Origin of the sequence: Enterobacter sp. SGAir0187 (assembly GCF_002952735.2) — a bacterium.
GTDB lineage: Bacteria > Pseudomonadota > Gammaproteobacteria > Enterobacterales > Enterobacteriaceae > Enterobacter > Enterobacter quasiroggenkampii.
In genome coordinates this window covers 407,188-432,713 of the sequence record NZ_CP025034.2, presented here as the reverse complement: position 1 = coordinate 432,713, position 25,526 = coordinate 407,188, and the positions used below count along the sequence as shown (strand labels likewise).

Annotated in this window: 24 protein-coding genes; 13 read left to right on the top strand and 11 right to left on the bottom strand. The window is 54.5% G+C overall.

Features of this window, described 5'->3' with window-relative positions; translation table 11 throughout:
* Window positions 1–139 precede the first annotated feature (139 nt).
* The 3 genes from CWR52_RS02020 to CWR52_RS02010 all read left to right on the top strand — a co-directional run bounded on the left by CWR52_RS02020 (window position 140) and on the right by CWR52_RS02010 (window position 3,396).
* Window positions 140–976: a MipA/OmpV family protein gene (locus CWR52_RS02020; protein WP_104948688.1), complete on the top strand. Its 837-nt coding sequence runs from the start codon at window positions 140–142 to the stop codon at window positions 974–976.
* Window positions 977–1,136: 160 nt separating this feature from the next.
* Window positions 1,137–1,364: a hypothetical protein gene (locus CWR52_RS02015; RefSeq protein ID WP_104948687.1), complete on the top strand. Its 228-nt coding sequence runs from the start codon at window positions 1,137–1,139 to the stop codon at window positions 1,362–1,364.
* A 310-nt stretch (window positions 1,365–1,674) separates the two neighbouring features.
* Window positions 1,675–3,396, top strand: coding sequence for a SulP family inorganic anion transporter (locus CWR52_RS02010; protein WP_104948686.1), 1,722 nt, complete (start codon window positions 1,675–1,677; stop codon window positions 3,394–3,396).
* Between the two features lie 134 nt (window positions 3,397–3,530).
* On the opposite strand, the gene CWR52_RS23545 is transcribed toward CWR52_RS02010, so the two are convergent.
* The 5 genes from CWR52_RS23545 to CWR52_RS01985 all read right to left on the bottom strand — a co-directional run bounded on the left by CWR52_RS23545 (window position 3,531) and on the right by CWR52_RS01985 (window position 8,403).
* Window positions 3,531–3,755, bottom strand: coding sequence for a hypothetical protein (locus CWR52_RS23545; protein WP_104948685.1), 225 nt, complete (start codon window positions 3,753–3,755; stop codon window positions 3,531–3,533).
* A gap of 248 nt (window positions 3,756–4,003) precedes the next feature.
* Entirely contained in the window at window positions 4,004–4,573 is a 570-nt protein-coding gene (locus tag CWR52_RS02000; RefSeq protein WP_167467772.1) for a hypothetical protein, read from the bottom strand.
* Window positions 4,574–4,727: 154 nt separating this feature from the next.
* Entirely contained in the window at window positions 4,728–5,342 is a 615-nt protein-coding gene (gene dmsD, locus CWR52_RS01995) for a Tat proofreading chaperone DmsD (RefSeq protein WP_104948683.1), read from the bottom strand.
* 93 nt (window positions 5,343–5,435) lie between these two features.
* Window positions 5,436–7,877 (bottom strand): selenate/tellurate reductase subunit YnfE, encoded by a 2,442-nt coding sequence (ynfE, locus tag CWR52_RS01990; RefSeq protein ID WP_104948682.1) that lies wholly within the window; start codon window positions 7,875–7,877, stop codon window positions 5,436–5,438.
* A 256-nt stretch (window positions 7,878–8,133) separates the two neighbouring features.
* Window positions 8,134–8,403: a DUF1161 domain-containing protein gene (locus CWR52_RS01985; protein WP_104948681.1), complete on the bottom strand. Its 270-nt coding sequence runs from the start codon at window positions 8,401–8,403 to the stop codon at window positions 8,134–8,136.
* A 104-nt stretch (window positions 8,404–8,507) separates the two neighbouring features.
* Between CWR52_RS01985 and CWR52_RS01980 the strand changes: the two genes are divergently transcribed.
* A complete protein-coding gene (locus CWR52_RS01980; protein WP_104948680.1) occupies window positions 8,508–9,218 on the top strand; it encodes a YnfC family lipoprotein in 711 nt (236 codons plus the stop codon).
* A 16-nt stretch (window positions 9,219–9,234) separates the two neighbouring features.
* Here CWR52_RS01980 and speG read toward each other — a convergent pair whose 3' ends face one another.
* On the bottom strand, window positions 9,235–9,795 hold the full coding sequence (gene speG, locus CWR52_RS01975; protein WP_024909098.1) for a spermidine N1-acetyltransferase: 561 nt from the start codon (window positions 9,793–9,795) through the stop codon (window positions 9,235–9,237).
* On the bottom strand, window positions 9,795–10,133 hold the full coding sequence (locus tag CWR52_RS01970) for a DUF1283 family protein (RefSeq protein ID WP_023335541.1): 339 nt from the start codon (window positions 10,131–10,133) through the stop codon (window positions 9,795–9,797). Before CWR52_RS01970 ends, speG begins: the two co-directional genes overlap by 1 nt.
* A gap of 152 nt (window positions 10,134–10,285) precedes the next feature.
* Between CWR52_RS01970 and CWR52_RS01965 the strand changes: the two genes are divergently transcribed.
* From CWR52_RS01965 to CWR52_RS01945, 5 genes are all read left to right on the top strand, one after another.
* Window positions 10,286–10,612, top strand: coding sequence for a YnfA family protein (locus CWR52_RS01965; protein ID WP_021241222.1), 327 nt, complete (start codon window positions 10,286–10,288; stop codon window positions 10,610–10,612).
* A 111-nt stretch (window positions 10,613–10,723) separates the two neighbouring features.
* Window positions 10,724–11,938, top strand: coding sequence for a D-mannonate dehydratase ManD (manD, locus tag CWR52_RS01960; RefSeq protein WP_023292552.1), 1,215 nt, complete (start codon window positions 10,724–10,726; stop codon window positions 11,936–11,938).
* A 14-nt stretch (window positions 11,939–11,952) separates the two neighbouring features.
* Entirely contained in the window at window positions 11,953–12,972 is a 1,020-nt protein-coding gene (locus CWR52_RS01955; RefSeq protein WP_104948679.1) for a Zn-dependent oxidoreductase, read from the top strand.
* A gap of 73 nt (window positions 12,973–13,045) precedes the next feature.
* The gene (locus tag CWR52_RS01950) at window positions 13,046–14,413 is read left to right on the top strand and encodes an MFS transporter (protein WP_104948678.1); all 1,368 of its coding nucleotides are present in this window, start codon (window positions 13,046–13,048) and stop codon (window positions 14,411–14,413) included.
* A gap of 219 nt (window positions 14,414–14,632) precedes the next feature.
* Window positions 14,633–16,096 carry a mannitol dehydrogenase family protein gene (locus tag CWR52_RS01945; RefSeq protein ID WP_104948677.1) on the top strand — a complete coding sequence of 488 codons (1,464 nt, stop codon included), beginning with the start codon at window positions 14,633–14,635 and terminating at the stop codon, window positions 16,094–16,096.
* Window positions 16,097–16,139: 43 nt separating this feature from the next.
* Here CWR52_RS01945 and ydfZ read toward each other — a convergent pair whose 3' ends face one another.
* The gene (gene ydfZ, locus CWR52_RS01940) at window positions 16,140–16,343 is read right to left on the bottom strand and encodes a putative selenium delivery protein YdfZ (RefSeq protein ID WP_014883679.1); all 204 of its coding nucleotides are present in this window, start codon (window positions 16,341–16,343) and stop codon (window positions 16,140–16,142) included.
* 287 nt (window positions 16,344–16,630) lie between these two features.
* Between ydfZ and CWR52_RS01935 the strand changes: the two genes are divergently transcribed.
* Window positions 16,631–17,062, top strand: a complete 432-nt coding sequence (locus CWR52_RS01935) for a universal stress protein (RefSeq protein ID WP_104948676.1) — start codon at window positions 16,631–16,633, stop codon at window positions 17,060–17,062.
* Between the two features lie 34 nt (window positions 17,063–17,096).
* On the opposite strand, the gene CWR52_RS01930 is transcribed toward CWR52_RS01935, so the two are convergent.
* Both CWR52_RS01930 and ydfG read right to left on the bottom strand, forming a co-directional pair.
* Window positions 17,097–17,783 carry a GntR family transcriptional regulator gene (locus CWR52_RS01930; RefSeq protein WP_025757990.1) on the bottom strand — a complete coding sequence of 229 codons (687 nt, stop codon included), beginning with the start codon at window positions 17,781–17,783 and terminating at the stop codon, window positions 17,097–17,099.
* A 91-nt stretch (window positions 17,784–17,874) separates the two neighbouring features.
* A complete protein-coding gene (gene ydfG / locus CWR52_RS01925; RefSeq protein WP_023292548.1) occupies window positions 17,875–18,621 on the bottom strand; it encodes a bifunctional NADP-dependent 3-hydroxy acid dehydrogenase/3-hydroxypropionate dehydrogenase YdfG in 747 nt (248 codons plus the stop codon).
* Window positions 18,622–18,763: 142 nt separating this feature from the next.
* On the opposite strand from ydfG, the gene dcp reads away from it, so the two are divergent.
* The 3 genes from dcp (at window position 18,764) to CWR52_RS01910 (ending at window position 24,371) form a co-directional block, all read left to right on the top strand.
* Entirely contained in the window at window positions 18,764–20,797 is a 2,034-nt protein-coding gene (dcp, locus tag CWR52_RS01920; protein WP_104948675.1) for a peptidyl-dipeptidase Dcp, read from the top strand.
* 405 nt (window positions 20,798–21,202) lie between these two features.
* Window positions 21,203–22,750 (top strand): methyl-accepting chemotaxis protein, encoded by a 1,548-nt coding sequence (locus CWR52_RS01915; RefSeq protein ID WP_104948674.1) that lies wholly within the window; start codon window positions 21,203–21,205, stop codon window positions 22,748–22,750.
* Window positions 22,751–23,165: 415 nt separating this feature from the next.
* Window positions 23,166–24,371, top strand: coding sequence for an MFS transporter (locus CWR52_RS01910; protein ID WP_104948673.1), 1,206 nt, complete (start codon window positions 23,166–23,168; stop codon window positions 24,369–24,371).
* Window positions 24,372–24,391: 20 nt separating this feature from the next.
* On the opposite strand, the gene CWR52_RS01905 is transcribed toward CWR52_RS01910, so the two are convergent.
* The gene (locus CWR52_RS01905) at window positions 24,392–25,381 is read right to left on the bottom strand and encodes a 2-hydroxyacid dehydrogenase (protein ID WP_008502392.1); all 990 of its coding nucleotides are present in this window, start codon (window positions 25,379–25,381) and stop codon (window positions 24,392–24,394) included.
* Window positions 25,382–25,526: the final 145 nt, after the last annotated feature.

Here is a 25,526-nt window from a genome sequence, read left to right as displayed (position 1 = left end):
TCCGGATGACAGCACCTGCCCGCGCTTCAGTGTTTCTTCATTTTCGGCTCATAAGAACCTTAGGGTCACTCTTCAAAATGGGCGTTCCGGCGTTTAACCGCCTGCATCGTCATCATTTGAATCCATAAGGACTTCCTTAATGAGAAATATTGAACTGCGTCATACGTTCCCTCATTTACTTTCGGACCGCTGCCTGAAAACCCTCGTGCCGGGCGTCGTTCTGGCGTTACTGGCTACGCCTGTACTGGCGGAAGAACAGCGCCAGGGTAACGTCTTAACCCTGGGGGGCGGCGTGGATGTGGGGCCGCGCTACTCGGGTTCAGATAAAACCCGCGTCTCAGCGGCTCAGGTAGTGGATTATTCCATGGCAAATGGCTTCTTTATCGGCACCACGCGAGGGATCGGTTACGGTAACAACGTTGGCAACCTGGATTACAGCGCAGCGCTGAGCTATCGAGTTGGCCGTAAAGATAAAGACGTGAGCAGCGATTCGATCAGCTCCGGTAGCGACGAGCTGCGAGGGATGGGAGAGATTAAAGGCTCGGCAATCATCGTGCCCGGGCTGGGGTACAAGGTGACCGACTGGCTGAATCTGCAGCTGCAGGCTGAGGTTCCGGTGTCTGAGAGAGACAACGGAGAGGCGGTGCATTTCGGCTTAAGCAGCCCGCTCTATACTTCACCAACAAATGCGGTGACGCTGGCGCTGACCGGCAGTTGGGGATCCGACAAGTATATGCAGACGTATTACGGGGTCAACGCCACCCAGTCGGCCGCATCGGGCTTTGCCCGACATGACGCCGGGGCCGGGGTTTATGCCTGGTCGATGAACCTTGACTGGACCCACAAGCTCACCTCTCGCTGGAGCGTACTTGCCTCTGCGGGCGTGACGCAACTGACGGGGGATGCGAGTGATAGTCCCATTGTACAACGCAAAACGTCGCCCACGGGGAGTTTGAAGGTGACGTACAGTTTTTGAGCAGTGATAACGACGTATATAAGCCGCTCCGGTTAAGATGGCGGGGCGGTACTGCTGGGTGACGGGAAGAGTGATGGACTATCTCATTCTAATGGTGTGTAACAACCTGCTATCTATGCCAAATTGATTCAACATTAGCGATTAACGAGACTTACTGATAATGACCATTGTATTTATTCCGTCACTTGTTGCATTGCTTGAAGCAAAAGAGAAAGAGGCTGGCCGTGAACTGCTCAGGCATGAGGTTGAGGCGATACGAGATAATGCTACTGCTATTGAATTACCGACCGACATTGCCAGAGACATGAATAAAAGCCGGGGCTATCAAGATATTGATGCGGAGGATGTTTGGAATGAATGGTCAACGTTTAAAAACAGAAACTCATAAAAAACAGCAAAGAGAACCACGCAGAACTACTCAAGATCGATGAAGGCAATGGAGGAGAAATAGGCCCCATTATTACTTCACTGTCGATTCTCCCCATCCATCACTTGCATGCATCACGGCACCCGGCACGGCCAACCCCGGTTAAGCCGCAGTGTCTGAACGACGTTTAACATCAGTCAGAATAATAAAAGAGTTAACGTTTTATTAGATTCGCAACAGTGTCGGCCTCCGTTCGGAGCATTTGAAAACCAGAACCTCATTAAGAAATGTGCCATCATGACGCGAGTAATATCCCTGTCCGGAGAATAACGTGTTCGGAAAACTGTTGTTAAACTACATGCCCGGTTTACAAAATTTGTTAGCCTACGATAAAAGCTGGCTAAAACATGATGTTAAAGCGGGGTTATCCGTTGCGGCTGTCGCGCTCCCTGTTGCGATTGCTTACGCTGAGTTGGCGGGTGTGGGGGCAATTGTAGGGCTCTATTCCTGCGTTTTACCAATGATAGCGTACGCACTGTTTGGCTCTTCACGCCAGCTTATTGTGGGCCCTGATGCCACAACCTGTGCGGTGATTGCGGCCGTCGTATTTCCGCTTTCTGCAGGTAATCCCGAACTGCACTGGCAGCTGACGATCATCATGACATTGATGATGGGCGGGTGGTGCCTCCTTGCCAGTAAATTTCGGCTGGGCGCGCTTGCCGATCTGCTTTCTCATCCCATTCTTACCGGTTTACTTAATGGCGTAGCCGTGACGATTATTGTCGGGCAATTAGGCAAGGTATTGGGGATCAAGCTTGATGAGGCGCAGGTTATTGAAAAAATAATCGCCTTGCCAGGTCGACTTTCAGATAGCCATTTATTAACCGTAGGGATATCCCTTTTTACGTTAATTATTTTAATGGCGATTAAAACGTATCGCAGCCAGTGGCCAGCACCTTTAATTGCCATTGTGATAACAACGGCACTGGTATGGGTGACCTCTGCGCAACAGTACGGCATTGCCACGATTGGGGGAGAAGGCTTCCAGCCTGGTTTACCCATCGTTCACTGGGGGGCGTTCCAGCCGGGGCCGATGCGTGATTTGGTGATCCCGGCGCTGAACCTGGCGTTGGTCAGTTTTGTCAGTCTGATGCTGACCGCACGCAGTTTCGCCGCGAAAAATGGCTATGAAATTAATGCTGATGCTGAGTTCCGGGCTCTGGGTATTGCGAACATTATGTCGGGGTTATCTCAGGGGTTTGCTATCAGTGGAGCCGATTCCCGGACCGCGGTGAATGATTCGGTTGGGGGGAAAAGCCAGCTGGTTTCCGTGGTCGCCGCCTTGATCATCGGTATCGTCGTGGTGTTTTTCACTCAGCCATTACAATACATTCCGGTATCTGCGTTAGGTATTGTTCTAATGTATGCATCGTGGTCATTGATTGATTTACGTGGACTATGGAACCTGAGGCGCAGAAATAAACAGGCCTTTCGCCTGGCCTTCTTCACGTTTGGCTGTGTGTTAATTATCGGCGTTATACAGGGAATTGGCCTTGCGGTATTGCTTGGGTTATTACAATTCCTTCGTACGGTGTTTCGCCCCTCTGAGCACCTGCTGGGCACTGACGAAGAGGGAATGATTCACTCGTTAGGGAATACCACCGATATTAAAATGGTCCCGGGCGTGCTGATGTATCGATTTAACTCACCGTTGACCTATTTTAATGTGGCTTATTTTAAACGTCGGGTATTGAACCTGGTTGATGGGGCAGCCATACAACCTAAATGGGTGGTCATTGATGCCGTTGCCTGCTTCACCTATTCAGACATCAGTGTCCTGGCAACCATTAATGAGTTAAAGCGTGACCTGAAAAGTCGACAGATTAAATTAATCCTTGCGGGCAGGAAAACGGAGTTAACACGCTGGTTTAAAGACAGTCGGCCAACAATGAATGATGATGAGATGATTCTGGCGCCAGACCTCTACCTGGCACTTCGGTTCATTCAAAGCAAAGAGAGTGCGAGTGAGGGGGAATCAGTCGGTGATACATAACCAAATACTGGTTAAAGGCTTGTAGCACATGCTACTGGCAGGCAGGGAACACTCACAATTTCTACCACCGAGGCTCAGCTACTGTTGGCCTGGACAGTGAGATGTTCCTTGCCCGTCTTACCTTCTTCTGCCATCTATCTCAGTAAAACCTGAATCAGCTGAACAAAGATATACACTGCCGCCGCCACTCGTATTGCCTGCCAGCCCCATCTGAGATAGCGCCATTCATAGCGTTCTCTGGCATTAGCCTCTGCTATAGCGGAGTCATAACGCTTTTTTTTCTTTCTCCTGACTACGTCTATTACCCACAGGATGAGAATAAAGATAATGATAGTTTTCAGAAATATGGGATTATCCACTAGAAATGACTCCGGCTTGCTCGCTGAAAAAGCAGAATAGATGAACAGTCGTCACGTATCCACCACTAAATGTGGGGGTATGAATGAAATTTACCCTGATTCGATTTTGAGATGACCCTGCCCATAGCCGGTTTCTCCGCTGTGAATGCGCAATCTGTGGTGCGACGTATCAGGCTGACGGCTATAAGCAAGGAGCGGACTTTGAGTACCATTCATTTTTGCCGGAACAAAAATAGATAGGGTCGTGCCTACAAATAAATAAACTCATAATTCACAATGTAACTTCCAATATTATTTACACGAGCCGTTACCCACACCCCAGTCATTCCCTGCTTACGGTGGCTGTGCAGATATTCTTTGTTTGTACAAAGCTGTATCCATCTGTTGGTGTTCTGATCTTTTAACCAGAGACCCGCTTCACAATGGCCATACTTACCTCTCGAAGGCCCCGGAAAGACAACTTCATATTCAGATTCATAGCCAATTATTTTGTCCGGGAAGAGATAGACATAAATATCATAACCATTTACGCTCAATACAAACCCAAGGCAAAAACCGCATAAGAAAGTATTGGCAAAGTATTTTAAAGTTTGGTTAAAGGCGTGCACAAAAAAAGCACGTATAACCAAAAGCGCGCCAATCACGACTCCAACAGAAATATACGTGGTCAATTCAGGAACCGATTTTTGCAAAATGGTATAATTGGAGATGCTTGTTGTCCATGACATATACCAGATCCATGCACCTAAAATGGTAAATGTTATGGCTGTTATAAGTAGCCTTTTAAACTTATTTTCGGAAGGGTGTTTTCCAGTCATTTTTTATTTTTTTATGTATCAACAGATAGCATCATTTTTTTAGGAAAGGCTATTATATATCATCAATCTTAACATGACTCATGTTTCGATATGAATTTTTAAACGCTATCTTCTGACTGCAGCTTGCCCGCTATCCGCGAGCAAGCCACACCCCTTAGCGATACAGCGTCTTTTCCGCAACCGGAATAATGAGCCCGGATCGCCAGTCCGCGAGCGTCAGCTGCGCAAGCTTACCCAGCGCGGTATAAAACGGATGTCCGGCGTTGTCGACAAACACGGACAGGAAGCGGGTGCTCCACGGCAGCAGGTGCCACGCCAGAAGTTGAGCGCACTCCGCATCGCGGCCGTTCTCGGCCAGCCATGCCGCCAGCATCAGCAAAGTCCCGAAGTGATCTTCCGGTTCATTCTGCTGCATTTCAAATGCGATAGCGTTCTCCCGCATCCACTGGCGCAGCGCGAGGGTCGAGTCGCCGAACAGTACGGATTCGCGGTCAAGCCAGACGGAACCCCACGGTGGCGCGGGCAGGGCGTAAGGGCCAATAAACAGCCGTTGCCAGGCGTCCCTCAGCGGCTCATCGGCAGACGCGGCAAAGGTGTCAGCTACAGGCTGCAGCGTTTCCGACGGCAGGGGCCAGTCCTGAACCCAATCCCCTGCGGTGAGGGCCTGCACCAGCGGCGCGGCCTGCTCGCTGTCTGGCGCGAAATAAAACAGCGCGCCCAGCACCCGGGCGCTGAACGCGAACGATTCACGATGTGAGACATCTTTCATTACATCTTCCTTGTTCGCGCGGAGAGTGTCCGCGCGACTGTGTTAACCGATAATACAAATCATAGAATAAACCACGACAACGCCATCCACCCGCTACACCTTCTCGATCTGCACCAGGTTGGTGTGCTGCGGGTTGCCTTTTGCCAGCGGTGAAGGGCGGTGCGTGGTCAGGGTGTTGATGCATGAGCCGTGGTCGACACGATCGCCGCTCATATTGGCGTCGTGCCAGGCACCCTGGCCCATAGCGCTCACACCGGGCATGATGCGCGGCGTCACTTTTGCTTCAATTCGTACCTCGCCGCGGTCGTTAAAGACGCGCACCGTATCGCCGTTCTTAATGCCGCGTTTTTCGGCATCGACAGGATTAAGCCAGACCTCCTGGCGACAGGCGGCTTTCAGCACGTCTACATTACCGTAGCTCGAGTGGGTTCGGGCCTTAAAGTGGAAACCAAACAGCTGCAGCGGGAACTGCGCGCGCTCGGGCGCATCCCAGCCGTCGAAGGTTGATGCGTAGACGGGCAGCGGGCTGATGGTCTCATCTTTTTCCAGCTCCCAGGTAGCCGCAATCTCCGCCAGCTTGCTGGAGTAAATTTCAATCTTACCCGATGGCGTTTTCAGCGGGTTGGCTTCCGGGTTTTCGCGGAATTTTTTATAGGCCACAAAATGGCCGTTCGGATCTTTGCGCTTGTAAATGCCCATTTTTTTCAGCTCGTCATAGGACGGCAGTAGAGGGTCTTTTTCGAGCATTTTGGCATACAGATACTGCAGCCACTGTTCCTGCGTCCGTCCTTCGGTAAATTTCTGATGGATATCCGGCCCGAGGCGTTTAGCCACTTCGCTCATGATCCAGTAGATGGGCTTGCGTTCAAACTTCGGCGCGGTCACGGGCTGAAGGAATATCAGGTAGCCCATGTTACCCGCATAATCGTTAGGAATAATGTCTTCCTGTTCGACGGTCATCAGGTCCGGCAACACGATATCGGCATACTTCGCTGAAGACGTCATGAAGTTATCGATGACCACAATCATCTCGCACTTGCTTTCATCCTGCAGGATTTCGTGGGTTTTATTGATATCGGAGTGCTGGTTAATGAGGGTATTGCCCGCGTAGTTCCAGATGAACTTAATCGGCACGTCCAGCTTATCCTTGCCGCGCACGCCGTCGCGCAGGGCGGTCATCTCCGGACCGCGGGTGATAGCATCTGTCCAGCTGAAGCAGGAAATTTGCGTTTTGACCGGGTTATCCGGCAGCGGCATACGTTCGATGGTGATGGTGTAGGTGGACTCACGCGCGCCGCTGTTCCCGCCGTTGATCCCCACGTTCCCGGTGAGGATCGGCAGCATGGCGATGGCGCGGGAGGTCAGCTCGCCGTTCGCCTGGCGCTGAGGTCCCCAGCCCTGGCAGATATAAGCCGGTTTAGCGGAGCCGATTTCGCGGGCAAGCTTAACGATGCGATCGGCGGGAATACCGGTGATGCGGGAGGCCCACTCCGGCGTTTTCGCCGTGTGGTCATCGCCCTGGCCGAGAATATACGCTTTGTAGTGACCGTTAGCGGGCGCGCCTTCCGGCAGCGTTTTTTCGTCATAGCCGACGCAGTATTTGTCGAGGAACGGCTGGTCGACCAGGTTTTCGTCGATTAACACCCATGCAATGCCCGCTACCAGCGCGGCATCGGTACCCGGACGGATCGGGATCCACTCATCCTCACGTCCGGCGGCCGTGTCGGTGTAGCGCGGGTCGATAACAATCATGCGCGCGTTGGACCGCTCGCGAGCCTGTTCCAGATAGTACGTAATCCCGCCGCCGCTCATGCGCGTTTCCGCCGGGTTATTGCCGAACATGACCACCAGTTTGGTGTTTTCGATGTCCGAGGTGCTGTTGCCGTCGTTGCTGCCGTAGGTGTAGGGCATCGCGCAGGCAATTTGCGCCGTGCTGTAGGTACCGTAGTGGCTCAGGAAACCGCCGTAGCAGTTCATCAGACGCGCCACCAGCGAAGCGTAAGGAGAGGAGCGGGTGATATTGCCGCCGACAATCCCGGAGGAGTAGTTGATATACACCGCTTCGTTGCCGTAGTTGGCCACCACGTCTTTCAGGCTGGCGGCGATCGTGTCGAGCGCTTCATCCCAGGTGATGCGCTCGAACTTGCCTTCGCCGCGTTTGCCCACGCGCTTCATCGGGTAGTTCAGACGGTCAGGGTGATTGATGCGGCGGCGAATAGAGCGTCCGCGCAGGCAGGCGCGCACCTGGTGATCGCCATACACATCTTCACCGGTGTTATCCGTTTCGACCCAGTACACTTCGTTGTCACGCACGTGCAGACGCAGCGCACAGCGGCTGCCGCAGTTGACCGAGCAGGCGCCCCACACCACGGTATCTTCAGGCGGCTGGACGGCGTGCTTCACCGCCGCGGCGGCGCTTTTTAAACCAAAAGGCAGCGAGATCCCACCAGCGGCAAGCGCCAGAGAACCTATCGCCGTAGATTTCACGAGAGTTCGACGGCTAATTCCGCCGTCGTAATGTTCAGCATCGGACATGGCTCACCCCATCATTATACCCGTCATACTTCAAGTTGCAGGTGTGTTGGCTGCACTCACTCACCCCAGTCACGTACTTATGTACGCTCCTGGGGATTCGTTCCCTTGCCGCCTTCCTGCAACTCGAATTATTTAGGGTATATAGTTGCGTATTATTTCGCCCGAAATGATATCCGGGCTAATGATGGGGTGAGTGTTACTTATTTGGGGGTATTAAATCTTAATCCTCATCAAATCAAAGGGGATTGAGGGTCAATTACTGAGCTTCAGCGGCCGCAACACTGCCTGTACGGGTGTACAAAATTTTAAAGGTGTCGTTGGCGCAGTGGCCCACCACCTGCGTGCCCGCCTGATCGGCCTGGTCGTTCGGCACAATGCTCAGCGTAAAGCCTGACTCAGGCACGCCGTTGTTGATAATCTTCTGCTGAATGTCGCTTTTCACGCGCTCGCAGGAATCCGGTGCCGCCAGCGCGGCCGTTGAGGCACTCATTAACAGCAGGGCGGTAATCCAGGGTAACCGTTTCATCTGTAGCTCCTTTTCTCTGTGTAGAGATTAATTTTAGCAGGCTTCGTGTAAACAACTGTATTTGCTAATATGATTGGGAATAATCTCCCTGTACGGTAATAAATGTGAAGAAATACGCAGCGATAACGCTACTGGCAGCAACACTGGTGGGGTGCGACAACAGCTCCGCACCGCTGTCGTTTACGCCCGAGATGGCGAGTTTTTCGAACGAATTTGATTTTGATCCGCTGCGCGGACCGGTCAAAGACTTCACCCAGACGCTGTTCAACGAGAAGGGCGAAGTGTCCAAACGGGTCACCGGCACCGTCTCGACGGAAGGATGTTTCGATACGCTTGAGCTGCACGACCTGGAGGCCAACACCGGCGTGGCGCTGGTGCTGGATGCCAATTACTATCTTGACGCAGAAACCCAGCAGCGAAAAGTGAAGCTGCAGGGGAAATGCCAGCTGGCCGAACTGCCGTCAGCCGGGGTGACGTGGGATACCGACGACAACGGTTTTGTGGTGGCGGCGCACGGCAAAGAGATGGAAGTGAAGTATCGCTACGATGCGGATGGTTACCCGCTGGGCAAAACCACCGTCTCCGGGGATCAGCACCTGTCCGTCCAGTCGACGCCGTCTAAAGATCTTCGCAAAAGAATGGATTACTCGGCGGTGAGCATGTTGAATGACAAGCCGCTGGGCAACGTGAAGCAGAGCTGCGATTACGACCGCCACAATAACCCGGTGAGCTGCGATCTGACGATCACCGACGACAGCGTCAAACCTGCCGTTGAGCGCAAGTACACCATCAAGAACACGATTGAATATTACTGAAATAAAACCGCGCAGGTTACTGCGCGGTAGGTTTCAGCAGGCTGGCGCCAGACGGTTTGTGTCCGGCCAGGTGCTGATGCTGGAAAATGCACATGCGGATGGTGTTGCGGTATTCACCGTTAATAAAGAACTCGTGAATCAGCTCGCCTTCCACCATAAAGCCCAGTTTGCGGTAGATATGGATCGCTTTCTCATTCTCTTTGTCCACAATCAGGTAAAGCTTGTAGAGATTTAAAACGTTGAATCCGTAATCCATTGCCAGCTTCGCTGCCCGTGAGGCAAGGCCTTTTCCCTGATGCTCAGGGGAGATGATGATCTGGAACTCCGCCCGACGGTGAACGTGGTTGATTTCAACCAGTTCAACAAGACCCGCTTTTTCGCCTTCACACTCCACCACAAACCGACGTTCACTCTGATCGTGAATGTGCTTATCGTAGAGATCGGACAGCTCGACAAACGCCTCGTAAGGCTCTTCGAACCAGTAGCGCATCACGCTGGCATTGTTGTCGAGCTGGTGGACAAAGCGCAGGTCTTCACGCTCCAGCGGACGGAGTTTAACGTCGCAGGATCCAGACATTACGGGGCTACCGTGCGGCCAGTGCGGCGATCCAGGCAGCGCAGGGTGTTAGGCTCCCAGTAGGCATTGACGTTTGCACTTTGCTGACACTTATCGCGCGCGTCAAAAGCGACATCTTCTTTGTCCCACTCTTTTTCAGCACGTTTGTTGACCTTCTGACGAAGGTTACGGGTGTCATTCCATTGTTCTTTGTCCATGGCGGCGTTCTGGCGGCTTTGCGCGCTGTCACCAGACTCAATAATGAGCTTGCTGGTTTCCGCTGTCGCAGAGGCGGCAAAGGCGAACGATGACAGCGCCAGCAGGGCTGTCAGACAAAGGCGTTTGCTTAATGTGGTCATAGCGTTTCCTTTTAAATGGGTGCAGATAATCAAGTTACCCCGTACAGATTCTACACTAAAGCGAAATGACGGCATACCCGCGGAGCAAGTATGGAAAAGTAAAGGGCATCATCAGGTATGATGGTTAAATAAATCCTCACCTGACGTGAAATATGCTCAAAACAACGCTGCTTTTTTTTGCCACCGCGCTATGCGAAATCATCGGTTGCTTCCTGCCCTGGCTCTGGCTGAAGAAGGGAGGATCCGTACTGTTGCTCATCCCGGCAAGCGTCGCGCTGGCCCTGTTTGTCTGGCTATTAACACTGCATCCGGCGGCCAGTGGGCGCGTTTACGCGGCTTATGGTGGCGTCTATGTCTGCACGGCGCTGCTGTGGTTACGCGTGGTGGACGGCGTCAAACTCAGCGCATACGACTGGGCCGGGGCGCTGATCGCCCTGTGCGGTATGCTGATTATTGTGGCGGGATGGGGGCGTGCGTGAGCCCCCTGGTTTTGTGATCGTTAGCTGATTTTATGATCATTATACTTGTATGGTAGTAGGGTTGGTGGGTAAATTTCCAGCATCACAATGAACGATGTAAGGAAAGGAATTATGAAGATTGTCGCGGCTGACGTGTTTGTTACCTGCCCGGGGCGGAACTTTGTCACCCTTAAAATCACCACCGATGAGGGGATTGTCGGTCTCGGTGACGCTACGCTAAACGGACGCGAGCTCTCCGTGGCCTCTTACCTGAAGGATCACCTTTGCCCCCAGCTGATTGGCCGCGATGCGCACCGCATCGAAGACATCTGGCAGTTCTTTTATAAAGGCGCCTACTGGCGTCGCGGTCCGGTTACCATGTCGGCCATCTCCGCCGTGGATATGGCGTTGTGGGATATCAAAGCCAAAGCGGCCAACATGCCGCTCTACCAATTGCTGGGCGGCGCCTCCCGGGAAGGGGTGATGGTCTATTGCCACACCACCGGTCACACGATTGACGACGTGCTGGAAGACTACGCTCGTCATAAAGAGATGGGCTTTAAGGCGATCCGCGTGCAGTGCGGCGTGCCGGGCATGAAAACCACCTACGGCATGGCCAAAGGAAAGGGGCTGGCCTACGAGCCTGCGACCAAAGGCGACTGGCCGGAAGAGCAGCTCTGGTCCACCGAAAAATACCTCGATTTCACGCCGAAGCTGTTCGACGCGGTGCGCAGTAAATTCGGCTTCAATGAGCACCTCCTGCACGACATGCACCACCGCCTGACGCCAATTGAAGCGGCGCGCTTCGGCAAGAGCATCGAAGCATTCCGCATGTTCTGGATGGAGGATCCAACGCCTGCGGAAAACCAGGCCTGCTTCCGCCTGATCCGCCAGCATACCGTTACGCCCATTGCGGTGGGGGAAGTGTTTAACAGCATCTGGGACTGCAAGCAGCTCATCGAAGAGCAGCTTATCGACTATATTCGCACCACCATTACCCACGCGGGCGGCATTACCGGGATGCGTCGCATTGCCGATTTTGCCTCGCTTTATCAGGTGCGCACCGGCTCGCACGGCCCGTCGGATCTGTCGCCCGTTTGCCACGCCGCCGCGCTGCATTTCGACCTGTGGGTGCCGAACTTTGGTGTCCAGGAGTATATGGGCTACTCCGAACAGATGCTGGAGGTCTTCCCGCACAGCTGGCGCTTTGATAACGGCTATATGCATCCGGGCGACAAGCCGGGGCTGGGCATCGAGTTTGATGAAAAACTGGCGGCGAAATACCCCTACGATCCGGCCTATCTGCCGGTGGCCCGTCTTGAAGACGGCACGCTGTGGAACTGGTAAGCGAGGAGCGAACGATGAAAAGCGTAGTGATTCAACAGCCGAACGAACTGGTGATTGAAGAGCGGCCACGCCCGGTGCCAGGCGCAGGTGAAGTCCGCGTGAAAATCACCCTGGCGGGTATCTGCGGGTCGGACAGCCACATCTATCGCGGCCATAATCCTTTTGCGAAATATCCACGCACGATTGGCCACGAGTTTTTTGGCGTGATTGACGCCGTGGGTGAGGGCGTAGACAGTGCCCGTCTGGGCCAGCGCGTCGCGGTTGACCCGGTGATCAGCTGCGGGCACTGCTACCCGTGCTCCGTGGGAAAACCGAACGTCTGTACCTCGCTGGTCGTGCTGGGGGTCCACCGTGACGGCGGCTTCAGTGAATATGCGGCAGTGCCCGCTCAAAATGCCTGGGTCATTCCGGATGACATTCCCGACCGACACGCCGTCATGGTTGAACCCTTCACCATTGCCGCCAACGTAACGGGGCAGGCGAAACCGATGGAACAGGACGTCGCGCTGATATACGGCGCTGGCCCGATGGGACTGGTCACCGTGCAGGCGCTGAAAGGCGTCTATCAGGTGAAGCAGGTTATCGTGGTTGACCGCATAGACGAGCGCCTGGCGATGGCGCGGCGCAGCGGCGCGGATTGGGTCTTTAATAACGGCGAGCAGTCGCTGCAGGCCGCGCTGGAGGAAAAAGGCATCAAACCGACGCTAATCATTGATGCCGCCTGCCATCCATCTATTTTGCAGGAAGCGATAACCCTGGCCTCGCCAGCGGCGCGCATCGTGCTGATGGGCTTTTCCAGCGAGCCGAGCCAGATTGTTCAGCAGGGCATTACCGGCAAAGAGCTGGCGATCTTCTCCTCGCGCCTGAATGCCAACAAATTCCCGGTCGTCATCGACTGGCTGAAGAGGGGGCTGATCGACCCGGAAAAACTGATCACCCATACTTTTGACTATCACCACGTAACAGACGCCATCGAACTGTTTGAGAAAGATCAGCGGCAGTGCTGCAAAGTCTTACTCACGTTCGGCCAATAATCATATACGCGATTAAGAGCCTGCGCAGACAGGCTCTATGTGGTTCGCATCTTACCTTTCAGAGATAGCCATCATGACACAAGTACAACCGCAACGATCCACCGCCGATCTGGTGAAAGCCGCCGTTTCCGGCTGGCTTGGCACCGCGCTGGAGTTCATGGACTTTCAGCTTTACTCGCTGGGGGCCGCCCTGGTCTTCCATGAGATCTTCTTCCCCGAACAGTCTGCCGCGATGGCGCTGATCCTGGCGATGGGGACCTACGGCGCAGGCTATATCGCGCGTATCGTCGGGGCTTTCATCTTCGGCAGAATGGGTGACAGCATCGGTCGTAAAAAGGTGCTGTTTATCACCATCACTATGATGGGGATCTGCACCACGCTGATTGGCGTGCTGCCGACCTACGCGCAGATTGGGATTTTCGCGCCGGTCCTGCTGGTGACGCTGCGCATTATTCAGGGGCTGGGCGCTGGCGCGGAGATATCTGGGGCTGGCACGATGCTCGCGGAGTACGCTCCGAAGGGGAAACGCGGCATTATCTCCTCGCTGGTGGCGATGGGGACTAACTGCGGGACGCTGAGCGCCACGGCGATCTGGGCCATTATGTTCTTCGCCCTCGATCGTGAACAGCTGCTCGCCTGGGGCTGGCGCGTGCCGTTCCTCGCCAGCGTCGTGGTGATGATCTTTGCCATCTGGCTGCGCATGAATCTCAAGGAGAGCCCGGTCTTTGAGAAAGTGAACGATGCACAAACCGTGCAGCCGGACACGTCGCTGGGCTCCATGGTGAAAAGCAAATCCTTCTGGCTGGCGACTGGCCTGCGTTTCGGCCAGGCGGGCAACTCGGGGCTCATCCAGACCTTCCTCGCGGGCTATCTGGTCCAGACGCTGCTGTTCGATAAGGCTATCCCTACCGATGCGCTGATGATCAGCTCCATTCTCGGGTTTATCTCCATCCCGCTGCTGGGCTGGCTTTCCGATAAAGTGGGGCGCCGTCTGCCGTACATTATTCTCAATATCTCCGCCATTCTGCTCGCCTACCCGATGCTGTCGATCATCGTCGATAAGAGCTATGCGCCGGGAACGATCATGCTTTGCATCATCGTTATCCATAACTTCGCCGTTCTGGGGCTCTTCGCGCTGGAAAATATCACCATGGCGGAGATGTTTGGCTCGCGAAATCGCTTTACGCGTATGGCCATCTCCAAAGAGGCGGGTGGTCTGGTGGCGGTGGGCTTTGGTCCGGTGCTGGCAGGGATCTTCTGCAATATGACCGGCTCCTGGTGGCCGATTGTTGCCATGCTGGTGGCCTATTCCGTGATTGGACTGGTCTCGGCGATCCTGATGCCGGAAGTGCGCGACCGTGATTTGAGCGCGGCGCATGACGCAGCTGAGTCTGCGCCAAAAGAGACGCTCGGTTACGGCGCTATCTCCTCGCGGCGCTAGTGGTTTATAGCTTGCATGACTTATCACACAACTTTGTTTTTATGTCACACCACATGACCAAAAGTTAATATAAATCAAAATATCAAACGGCAGTATCAGTATGGTTGATGGCAGTAATTTTTTACCCCGACTGCCATTCTAGTTGGTGTAGTCAGCAGGCGCTGCCGCTTCAGAAAGAGCGGCAGCGATCCACAGCTTTCTAATTAACGAGTCTTAATCATGGAAAACACGTTATTACAGGCCAATGCGACGCTGCCTCAGTACGATCGCGACAGCCTTAAAGCTCGCATCGTTCATTTAGGCTTTGGCGCATTTCACCGGGCGCATCAGGCAGTGTATGCCGATATTCTCGCCGCTGAGCACGCCAGCGACTGGGGCTACTGTGAGGTTAACCTGATTGGTGGTGAGCAGCAGATTGCCGATCTGAACGCGCAGGATAATCTCTATACCGTGGCGGAAATGTCTGCCGATGCGTGGACCTCCCGCGTAGTTGGCGTGGTCAAAAAGGCCCTCCATGCGCAGGTAGACGGGCTGGAGGCGGTTCTGGCGGCGATGTGTGACCCGCAGGTGGCGATTGTCTCGTTGACCATCACCGAGAAAGGCTACTGCCACTCACCGGCGACCGGGCAACTGATGCTCGATCATCCGTTTATCGTCGCCGACCTGCAAAACCCGCACCAGCCGAAATCTGCGCCGGGCGTGGTGGTGGAAGCGCTGGCGCGTCGCAAAGCGGCGGGTCTGCCGGCGTTTAGCGTGATGTCCTGCGACAACATGCCGGAGAACGGTCACGTGATGCGCAATGTCACCTGCGCGTACGCCCGTGCAGTAGACGGTGAGCTGGCCGACTGGATCGAATCCCACGTTACCTTCCCGTCAACGATGGTGGATCGCATCGTGCCCGCGGTCACCCCCGACACGCTGGATAAAATTGAACGGCTGACCGGCGTGCGCGATCCGGCAGCGGTGGCCTGTGAACCGTTCCGTCAGTGGGTGATCGAAGATAACTTTGTGGCAGGGCGTCCTGCGTGGGAAAAAGCCGGGGCCGAACTGGTGTCGGACGTGATCCCGTTTGAAGAGATGAAGCTGCGCATGCTTAACGGCAGCCACTCATTTCTGGCCTACCTGGGCTATCTGGCGGGCTACCAGCATATCAACGACTGTATGGAAGATGAACATTACCGCATCGCCGCGCACGCGCTGATGCTTAACGAGCAGGCGCTTACGCTGAAGGTCAAAGGCGTCGATTTAGGACGCTATGCCGATCTCCTGATTGCCCGCTACAGCAATCCGGCCCTGCGCCATCGGACCTGGCAAATTGCGATGGACGGCAGCCAGAAGCTTCCGCAGCGCATGCTGGATTCCGTGCGCTGGCACCTGGTGCATCAGAAGCCTTTCCCGCTGCTGGCGCTGGGCGTGGCAGGGTGGATGCGCTATGTCGGCGGCGTGGACGAGCAGGGTAATGCTATTGACGTGAGCGATCCGCAGCTGGCAGTGATTCAGACGGCGGTTAAAGGCAGTGCGGAAGGGGAAAGCCGGGTCAAGGCGCTGCTCGGCATCGAGGCCATCTTCGGCACGGAATTACCGCGTGAAGCCGTCTTTGTTGATGCGGTGATGAAGGCGTACCAGATGCTGCTGCAAAAGGGGGCGAAAGCGACCGTGGCACAGTACGTGTCTCAACGGTAATTCAGCACATGCCGCCGTTCACGGCGGCATGTCTGCGCACCGTTTAGTGCATACCCAGGCGAATCAGCTCAATCGGTTCGAACTTACCTTCGCATCCTTCCACTTCAACCGTTTTGCTGCGGCGCACCTGCGCGGCATCCAGCCCGTCGCTGTGGATCGCTTTAATCACGCCAGTTTTGCCCGTGCCGCTAATCATGACGCGGCTGCCGGTGGTGATTGCATTGCGGTTACGGTCGTATGTCATCATGGTATTTTCTCCTCTCTAACCTGTTCGTTACGGCGATATTTCAGGGTTGCCGTTCACGGAGCATATAAATACGCCTGTCTGCATCACATGTTTTTGTTTTTGATCAAACTCACACTTTTTTCTTTATTGTGCCGGGCGCTGACGGTTCACGACAGCAATTGACAAAGCAGACCGTTATTTTCATTTATTGATAGTTTCAGCAGGGAAGCGTTGAGGGTTGGTTTATATTCCCGGTGCCATTCTGGGTACAGGAAATAACCCTTTCATCGGAATAAGGAGTCAGGCTTATGTATAAGAAGATTTTGATGCCTGTTGATGTGTTTGAAATGGATTTGAGCGACAAAGCGGTTCGCCACGCGGCAAACCTTGCGAAGTCAGAAGGCGCCTCGATTACCCTGGTCAATATTCTGCCGGCCAGCAGTCGGTCCCTGCTGCGCGGATTTAACGCCGACATTAAAAAGTTCGAAGAGTATATGACGGAGGAATCCGGTAAGAAAATGAACGCGTTAAAAAGACTGTTCGATATCTCGCCGGAGAAAATTGACACCCTTGTTCGCTTTGGCAACGTCCGCGATGAAATTATCAGGCTAAGCAAGGAAGGGGAATATGACGTCATTGTCATCGGGTCGAAAAATCCGGGCATCACCACCCATCTGCTGGGATCAAATGCGGAATCTATCCTGCGCTACGCCACCATTCCGGTGTTAGTCGTTCGCTAAACCCATCGCCGCGTCCGAAAGGGGGCGGCGAATATTACTCTTCGCTAAACCACTCGCTATTTTCCTGACGAATCAGCTGCACGGATTCGCTAATTTCCTGCAGATGCAGCGTCATCGCTTTTTCCACAGCGTCCGGGTCGCGTTTTTCCAGCGCGCTGAAAATATCGTGATGCTGTCGGAGCAGCATTTCCGGCGGTGAGACGTGATCGAGACTCATATAACGCACGCGGTCGATGGTGGCCTTGATGTTTTCGATGGTGTCCCAGGCCAGCTGGCAATCCGCAATCTGCGCCAGCTTCTGGTGGAATTCATCATCAAGCTGGAAGAAATCATTCAGTTGCTTGCGGTCAATCGCAATCCGCTGCTGATGCAGGTTCTGCTCCAGCAGGTAACACTGGTTGTCGTTGATGAGCGTTGCGGCACGCCGCGCCACCGCGCATTCAATGGCCTGGCGAACGAAACAGCCGTTGCGAACCTGAGAGAGGGAGATTTTGTTCACGTAGCTGCCGCGCTGCGGGCGGATCTGAATCAGACCGTTTTCCGCAAGCTTAATAAACGCTTCACGCACCGGCTGACGGGAAACGTCAAAACGCACTGATACCTCTTTTTCAGAAAGTGGCGTTCCCGGTGGGATCAGGCAATGGACAATATCACGTCGCAAAATGCGATAGATTTGCTGGTTTACGGGCTGGGTGGGATTGAGTTGCGATTCAGCGGCCATGAGTTGTCATTTCTCAGAGAGTTAGCCTGAACATACTACCATTCTTTTAGAACCCGAAACAGACCCGGCCCGCAGGCCGGGAAGGTCAGCGTTAGCCACGATGGACGCTAAGTCCGGCAAAACTCTGGCTGACCGGCATCATTTCTACGGTATTGATGTTCACGTGTTTTGGCAGCGTTGCCACCCACCAAACCGTTTCGGTGACATCTTCCGGCGTCAGGGCGTTCGCGTTTTCATAGGTTTTGTCTGCTTTCGCGTCATCGCCTTTGAAACGCACGTTGGAAAACTCGGTGCCACCCACCAGGCCCGGCTCGATGTCGGTGACGCGGATGGCGGTGCCGTGCAGATCGGTCCGCAGGTTAAGGCTGAACTGGCGCACAAACGCTTTGGTCGCCCCGTAGACGTTACCGCCTGCATAGGGCCAGCTTCCGGCGGTGGAGCCGATATTGATAATGTGTCCACGATTGCGCTCGACCATGCCCGGCAGCACCGCGCGGGTCATATAGACCAGCCCTTTGTTGTTGGTGTCGATCATGTTTTCCCAGTCTTCCACGCTGGCTTTGTGGGCAGGCTCCATGCCCAGCGCCAGACCGGCATTGTTAACCAGCACGTCGATGGCGCGCCATTCTGCTGGCAGATTCGCAATCATCTCTTCGATCGCCGCGCGGTTACGCACGTCCAGCTGCGCGGTCAGAATGCTGTCGCCTAGTTCGTCCTTCAGCTCCTGCAGACGTTCCTGACGGCGGCCGGTCGCAATAACCTTGTGCCCGTTGGCGACGAAGCGACGCGTGATGCTTTCACCAAAACCTGCCGTTGCCCCGGTAACTAAAATAATCATCTCACTGTTCCTCAACGCTTTTTGTGTTGTACTAACATAGCACGGCCGCAGAGGGTGCGTTAAGGCAACATTTGTATGACAGCGTTGCAGGGGATGGCGGCCTGGCCTACTCTGGGAGAATACCCGTACTCAGGAGCGAAAGATGACGGCCACGAATCCCTTTTTTAACATCAGCCTGCTGCCTTACCAGGCCCCCCATTTTGATGAGATCAACGACAGCCACTATCGTCCGGCCTTCGATGAAGCCCTTCGCCAGAAGCGGGCGGACATTGACGCGATTGTCGATCAGGCCGCTGCGCCTGATTTCGCTAACACCGTGCTGGCGCTGGAGAAAAGCGGCACTTTGCTCGCGCGCGTCAGCAGCGTGTTCTTCGCCATGACTTCCGCGCACACCAATCCGTATTTACAGGCGCTGGAGGAACAGTTCTCCACCGAGCTTGCCGCGCTGGCAAACGATATCTGGCTGAATGACGTGCTGTTTGCCCGCGTGGAGAGCGTCTGGCAGGACCGTGCCGCGCTGGATGCCGAATCCCGTCGTCTGGTCGAAGAGACGTATCAGCGGTTTATTCTGGCCGGCGCGCGTCTTAATGAGACAGAAAAGGCCGAGCTGAAGGCGTTGAATACCGAGGCGGCCTCCCTGACCAGCCAGTTTAGCCAGCGTCTGCTGGCTGCCGATAAAACGGGTGGGCTGGTGGTGGATTACGCGCACCAGCTTGACGGGCTCAGCGCCGGTGAGATCGCTGACGCGGCGCAGGCTGCCGCGGAGCGAGGGCTAAACGATCGCTGGCTGATCCCGCTTTTGAACACCACCCAGCAGCCCGCGCTTTCCGCGCTGCGCAATCGTCAGACGCGCGAAAACCTCTTCAACGCAGGCTGGACGCGTACTCAGAAAGGGGATGAAAACGATACTCGCGCGCTGATCCTGCGTCTGACGGCGCTACGTGCGCGACAGGCCCGTCTGCTGGGCTTTGAGGATTACGCCAGCTGGAGCATCGCCGATCAGATGGCGAAAACCCCGGCCGCCGCGCTGGAATTTATGCGCGGCATTGTGCCTGCCGCCCGCGCCCGCGCGGAACGCGAGCAGGCCGATATTCAGAAAGTCATCGACGACGAGCAGGGCGGTTTCACCGTGCAGGCCTGGGACTGGGCCTTTTATGCGGAGCGCGTGCGCCAGGCGAAATATGCCCTCGATGAGTCGCAGATCAGGCCCTACTTTGCGCTCAATACCGTGCTGCAGGATGGCGTATTCTGGGCAGCCAGCCAGCTGTTTGGCATTCGCTTCGTCGAACGCTTCGATATCCCGGTGTATCACCCGGACGTCCGCGTATGGGAAATTTTCGACCACACCGGCGAGGGCATGGCGCTGTTTTACGGTGACTTCTTTGCCCGTGATTCCAAACAGGGCGGGGCATGGATGGGGAATTTCGTCGAGCAATCCTTCGAGTTTGCTGCCCGTCCGGTGATCTACAACGTCTGTAACTATCAAAAACCGGCGAATGGCGGTGTCGCGCTTCTCTCCTGGGATGACGTGATAACCCTGTTCCACGAGTTTGGCCATACGCTGCACGGTCTCTTTGCCAGCCAGCGGTTCGCCACGCTTTCTGGCACCAATACGCCGCGTGATTTTGTTGAATTCCCGTCACAAATCAACGAGCACTGGGCCAGTCATCCACAGGTGTTTACCCATTATGCGCGCCATTACGAAACCGGCGAACCGATGCCGGACGCGCTGCGGGAAAGCATGCTCAACGCGACCCATTTCAACAAGGGTTATGACATGACGGAGCTGCTGAGTGCCGCGCTGCTGGACATGAACTGGCACGGCATCGGCGAGGCCGTTTCGAGCGTGGAGGATTTTGAAGCGGCTGCGTTGAAAAAAGAGGGGCTGGATCTGCCCGCCGTTCCGCCGCGCTATCGCAGCAGCTATTTTGCCCATATTTTTGGCGGCGGCTACGCGGCGGGGTATTACGCCTACCTGTGGACGCAGATGCTCGCTGACGATGGCTACCAGTGGTTTGTTGAGCACGGCGGCCTGACCCGTGAAAACGGGCAAAAATTCCGCGAGGCGATTTTGTCGCGCGGGAATAGTACTGATTTAGCTGAACTGTATCGCACCTGGCGCGGGCACGATCCGAAGATTGAGCCGATGCTGGAAAATCGCGGGTTGAGCGCGTAGGAAGCGTTAAGGCTGGAAGAACAACCGGGCAGCGCGCCCGGTTTTTATAAAAACAGCCAAGCCCGGATTGGTCAATAAATGAACTTAATTTACATTTGTTAATCTTTTGAAATCTTTTTAAATAAAACTCGCTTAATTTTGCCCGTTTTTGTAAATCTCAAATTTATTATATCTGCAAGTTTATTTGATTATTTAACTTTCTGTAAGCGGGCCATGAATAACATATCAGAATTATCCTAATTGGATGGTAAATATAATTTAATTGAACCTAAAGTATTAATTTCCTCTGCCGATTAGCATGGGTGTGGGCATGATGGATTCCTTAATCCATTAACCACAAAAAATAAGCCGTTATTAAAATTCATCTCCAGAAGATGAACCTATGCTAATTATTAAGGAAGAGTAATGTTTAAAAATCTCAACATCGGCACCCGGCTTACCATAGCATTTGGCGCAATTGTGGTTTTAATGTCCGTCGTATGCGGATTGCTCTATTTGAGCTTTGACAAAGTGACGGCCGTAAGCAAGCTCAACGTCCATAGCTATAAAGTGGTCGATAATCTTCGCTCTGTCACCGAAACCCTGATCAACATGGAAACAGGTATTCGAGGTTTTGCGCTCACCGGCAACCGGGACGTTCTCGAGCCCTTCACGCAGGGTGATGAGAGGTTTAAAAGCAAAGTAGAAGAAATCGCCGAGCTTACGCGTGATAACCCGTTGCAGCAGCAGAAATTAACTTCACTTTCCACGCTTGAAGGGGAATGGAAAAGATCATTTGCTCTGCCGTTAATCCAGCGCAGGGAGAGCGTATCCCGCGGGGGAGAGAATATGGATGCGTTTATCAATAATGTTCAGCGCAATACTGGAAAAACCCAAATGGATGCCATGCGGGGCGTTATTCAGCAAGCGTTGAGGGATGAGTACAGCATTATGGCTGAACGCCAAACCCGACTGGCTGAAGAACGCTTCCGAACGCGAATGATGATTGTCCTGGGAATGATTGCTGCGGTTATCACCGCGCTGCTGACGGGCATACTTCTTTCACGCAGTATTCTCCGACCGCTAAAGCAGGCCGTAAATACGGCGAATACTATCGCTGCGGGCAATCTCACCTCAACCATACATATTACCCGTAGGGATGAAACGGGCACGCTGCTTTCAGCGCTGGACAACATGCAGACCCAGTTGAAAACGCTTGTCACTGAAATCAAAGAGGCTGCCGCGTCGGTTGATCTCGCCGCCGGGGAGATTGAGCAGGGAAACATGGAGCTATCGTCTCGGACCGAGGAACAGGCGGCAGCGTTGCAGCAGACTGCCGCCAGCATGGAACAACTGACGATGACCGTTCGAAACAACACCGAGGTCGCAGAGCACACGGCAACGTCCGCGAGAAAGACTGAGGCACTGGCTCGCGAAGGTGAGTCTGCTGTGGGCGAGATGAGCGAAACGATGCAAAATATCTCGGCTAATGCCATGAAGATTAAAGAAATTACTAGCGTTATTGAAGGGATTGCTTTCCAGACTAATATCCTGGCACTTAACGCCGCGGTTGAGGCTGCCCGTGCCGGTGAGCATGGCCGCGGCTTCGCCGTGGTGGCGACAGAAGTGAGGAATCTCGCTCAGCGCAGCGCAACGGCGTCAAAAGAAATTGGGGCCCTGATTGAGCATGCCGTTGAGGATGTCGAAAACGGTGTGTCGGTCGCATCCAGAACGGCTGAGACGATTTTACGCGCCGCCAGCAACGTGGCTACGTTGGCAGAAACGATGGATAGCCTTTCTATGGCCTCGGTTGAGCAAATGCAGGGGATCATGCAAATCAGCGCAGCCGTCACCCAGATGGATGGCGTGACGCAGGGGAATGCGGCACTTGTCGAGCAGTCGGCTGCGGCATCACAGGCCCTGACCGAGCAGTCAAGGTCTCTGAAGCAGATGACGGAAAACTTTGCGATTTGAGCAGCAATTACCGGTAAAACGCCAGCGTTATAAACGCGTCTGGTAATCAAACCTTAACGGGGACGCATCATTAAGAGGACGTCCCCGTAAATAAGGAGAAAAATAGCCGAGCGCCAGTGACAATTAAAAAATAGGGGCTACGATTTCGTAGGATGAAAAATTCAAAAAGGAGTTTTCAATGGTGTTTGCCGCAATGACGTTTTTACTCGTTCTGCTGACAATTCCGGCGGCTATTCACATTTTGCTGCAGCTCGTGGAAGGCTGGTGCGACAGGTAGCCTCCCTCGTTAATCCCTCTCAGGGTCGTCATTTGTTTTTCAAAAAGCACCGCTACACTATATCTTTAATTTTATTGTGCGATTGTCTGGCTGCGGGTCGTCGCAGAACGCGAGCCGGATACATAACAGGCAGGAAGTATGTCTCTTCGTTCGCTGCAGGCATTATGCCTGACCAGTTTTTTTATCGCGGATGTTCGCGACGGGCTCGGGCCTTTTCTCGGCATTTTTCTGACCGAACGCCACTGGACTCCCGATGATATCGGCATCCTGATGACGGCCGGTGGCCTGGCGGGATTACTCGCTACGCTGCCGGCGGGGTTCATCACCGACACCTCCCGCAACAAGCGTGCTGTACTCGCGCTGCTGTGCATTCTGATCACGCTAAGCACGCTTCTGCTCTGGTTTAGCCAGCAGAGCGGCGTGGTAGCCGTGTCGCAAATCGTCACCGGTATCTGTGCGGCATTTGTCGGGCCGTTGATCGCCGGGATTACGCTGGGGTTGACCGGGCAGAGCGGCTTCAGCGCGCAGATGGGCAAAAACGAGGCGTTCAATCACGGCGGCAATTTCGTCACCGCACTGCTAGCGGGCGGCATTGCCTGGTACTGGGGCGTGGGCGGGATTTTCCTGCTGATGACCAGCACCACGCTGCTCACGCTGTGTGCGCTGCTTGCCATTCGCAACCGCGATATCGATAACGACGCGGCGCGCGGGCTGTCCTCTTCAGCGAGCCTGCCGGTCCCCGGTTTTGCGGTGCTGATGAAAAACCGGGCGCTGTTTGTGACCGGACTGACGCTGCTGCTGTTCCACCTGGCAAACGCCGCGCTATTACCGATGCTGAGCATGAGGGTGGCTGCGGCACCCGCCACGATCAACCCCGGTTTGTACGCGGCGGGTACCGTCATCATCTCGCAGGCCGTGATGATCCCCGTCGCCATCTGGGCCTCGCGCCGGATCGAACATTATGGTTACTGGCGCTTGATTATGCTGGCGCTGCTGGTTATGCCGGTGCGCGCGGCGCTGGCGGCATCCACGGACGCGCTGTTGATGATGATCCCGGTACAAATTCTTGATGGCCTGGCAGCCGGGATCCTGGGCGTTGTCGTACCGTCGTTTATTGTGGTGCTGCTGCGTGGAAGCGGGCACGTCAATGCCGGGCAGAGTGTGGTGATGTTGATGCAGGGAGTAGGGGCATCCATGAGCCCGGCGTTAACCGGGACGATCGCCGGACATTACTCGTTTGCGACGGCATTCAGTGTCCTGAGCGCCATTGCCCTGGCTGCCGTTCTGCTCTGGTGGCGCGTTGCGCACCGGAGCTGGGAAACAAACGCGCCGGGTGAGGCTTAGCCGCCCACCCGGCGTAGCACTTAAGCCAGCTCGTTAGGGCACGCTTCGCCCTTTTCCAGCTGCTGCAGGTTCCCCAGCGTGGTTTCTGAAATGCTGATCAGCGCTTCGGCCGTCAGAAACGCCTGGTGACCGGTAAACAGCACGTTATGGCAGGCAGAGAGGCGACGGAACACGTCGTCCTGGATGACATCGTTGGACTTGTCTTCAAAGAACAGATCGCGTTCGTTCTCATACACGTCCATGCCCAGCGCGCCAATTTTCTGGGTCTTCAGCGCTTCGATAGCGGCCTGGGAGTCAACCAGTCCGCCGCGGCTGGTGTTGATGATCATCACACCATCCTTCATCTGGTCAAATGCCGCCTGGTTAAGCAGGTGGTAGTTTTCCGGCGTCAGCGGGCAGTGGAGGGAGATTACATCGGACTGCGAGAACAGGGTCGGCAGGTCGACGTACTCCACGCCCAGATCCAGCGCTGCGGCGCTTGGGTACGGATCGAATGCCAGCAGACGCATGCCAAAGCCTTTCAGGATGCGCAGGGCAGCCACGCCAATTTTACCGGTCCCGATCACGCCAGCGGTTTTGCCGTACATGGTAAAGCCGGTCAGCCCTTCCAGCGAGAAGTTGGCGTCACGGGTGCGCTGATAAGCGCGGTGAATACGACGGTTGAGCGACATCATCATGCCAATCGCATGTTCCGCGACCGCTTCCGGGGAGTACGCCGGAACGCGCACCACCTTCAGACCCAGCTCTTTTGCCGCGTCGAGATCCACGTTGTTAAAGCCCGCGCAGCGCAGAGCGATGTACTTCACCCCCTGTTTTTTCAACTCTTCCAGCACCGGACGACTGCCATCATCGTTTACGAAAATGCAGACGCCTTCACAGCCGTGCGCCGTTTTAGCGGTTTTTTCGGACAGCAGAAAGTCGAAAAATTCAAGCTCAAACCCGTAAGCCTCGTTAACATGTTGCAGATACTTTTTGTCGTACTGCTTTGTGCTATATACCGCGAGTTTCATAAGACTTTCTCCAGTGATTTTGCATTCACGTTAGCATGATTAAAATTATCTTACAATTTCTAAAATATTATTGAATTCAATAAGTTCTATCAATTATTCTAGAGCATCTATCCTTAAAAATGGCATTCCCTTCAACTGACTGGCT

Bases quoted from the DNA above. Each gene is read 5' to 3' on its own strand.
- speG (WP_024909098.1), bottom strand. From the start codon at position 9,795: ATGTCTGGATCCTGCGACGTTAAACTCCGTCCGCTGGAGCGTGAAGAC.
- dcp (WP_104948675.1), top strand. From the start codon at position 18,764: ATGACGGCCACGAATCCCTTTTTTAACATCAGCCTGCTGCCTTACCAG.
- CWR52_RS01970 (WP_023335541.1), bottom strand. From the start codon at position 10,133: ATGACCACATTAAGCAAACGCCTTTGTCTGACAGCCCTGCTGGCGCTG.
- ydfG (WP_023292548.1), bottom strand. From the start codon at position 18,621: ATGATTATTTTAGTTACCGGGGCAACGGCAGGTTTTGGTGAAAGCATC.
- CWR52_RS01905 (WP_008502392.1), bottom strand. From the start codon at position 25,381: ATGAAACTCGCGGTATATAGCACAAAGCAGTACGACAAAAAGTATCTG.
- CWR52_RS01965 (WP_021241222.1), top strand. From the start codon at position 10,286: ATGCTCAAAACAACGCTGCTTTTTTTTGCCACCGCGCTATGCGAAATC.
- dmsD (WP_104948683.1), bottom strand. From the start codon at position 5,342: ATGAAAGATGTCTCACATCGTGAATCGTTCGCGTTCAGCGCCCGGGTG.
- CWR52_RS01930 (WP_025757990.1), bottom strand. From the start codon at position 17,783: ATGGCCGCTGAATCGCAACTCAATCCCACCCAGCCCGTAAACCAGCAA.
- CWR52_RS01955 (WP_104948679.1), top strand. From the start codon at position 11,953: ATGAAAAGCGTAGTGATTCAACAGCCGAACGAACTGGTGATTGAAGAG.
- ydfZ (WP_014883679.1), bottom strand. From the start codon at position 16,343: ATGATGACATACGACCGTAACCGCAATGCAATCACCACCGGCAGCCGC.
- CWR52_RS01985 (WP_104948681.1), bottom strand. From the start codon at position 8,403: ATGAAACGGTTACCCTGGATTACCGCCCTGCTGTTAATGAGTGCCTCA.
- CWR52_RS01915 (WP_104948674.1), top strand. From the start codon at position 21,203: ATGTTTAAAAATCTCAACATCGGCACCCGGCTTACCATAGCATTTGGC.
- CWR52_RS01950 (WP_104948678.1), top strand. From the start codon at position 13,046: ATGACACAAGTACAACCGCAACGATCCACCGCCGATCTGGTGAAAGCC.
- CWR52_RS02015 (WP_104948687.1), top strand. From the start codon at position 1,137: ATGACCATTGTATTTATTCCGTCACTTGTTGCATTGCTTGAAGCAAAA.
- CWR52_RS02000 (WP_167467772.1), bottom strand. From the start codon at position 4,573: ATGACTGGAAAACACCCTTCCGAAAATAAGTTTAAAAGGCTACTTATA.
- manD (WP_023292552.1), top strand. From the start codon at position 10,724: ATGAAGATTGTCGCGGCTGACGTGTTTGTTACCTGCCCGGGGCGGAAC.
- CWR52_RS01910 (WP_104948673.1), top strand. From the start codon at position 23,166: ATGTCTCTTCGTTCGCTGCAGGCATTATGCCTGACCAGTTTTTTTATC.
- CWR52_RS01935 (WP_104948676.1), top strand. From the start codon at position 16,631: ATGTATAAGAAGATTTTGATGCCTGTTGATGTGTTTGAAATGGATTTG.
- ynfE (WP_104948682.1), bottom strand. From the start codon at position 7,877: ATGTCCGATGCTGAACATTACGACGGCGGAATTAGCCGTCGAACTCTC.
- CWR52_RS01945 (WP_104948677.1), top strand. From the start codon at position 14,633: ATGGAAAACACGTTATTACAGGCCAATGCGACGCTGCCTCAGTACGAT.
- CWR52_RS02020 (WP_104948688.1), top strand. From the start codon at position 140: ATGAGAAATATTGAACTGCGTCATACGTTCCCTCATTTACTTTCGGAC.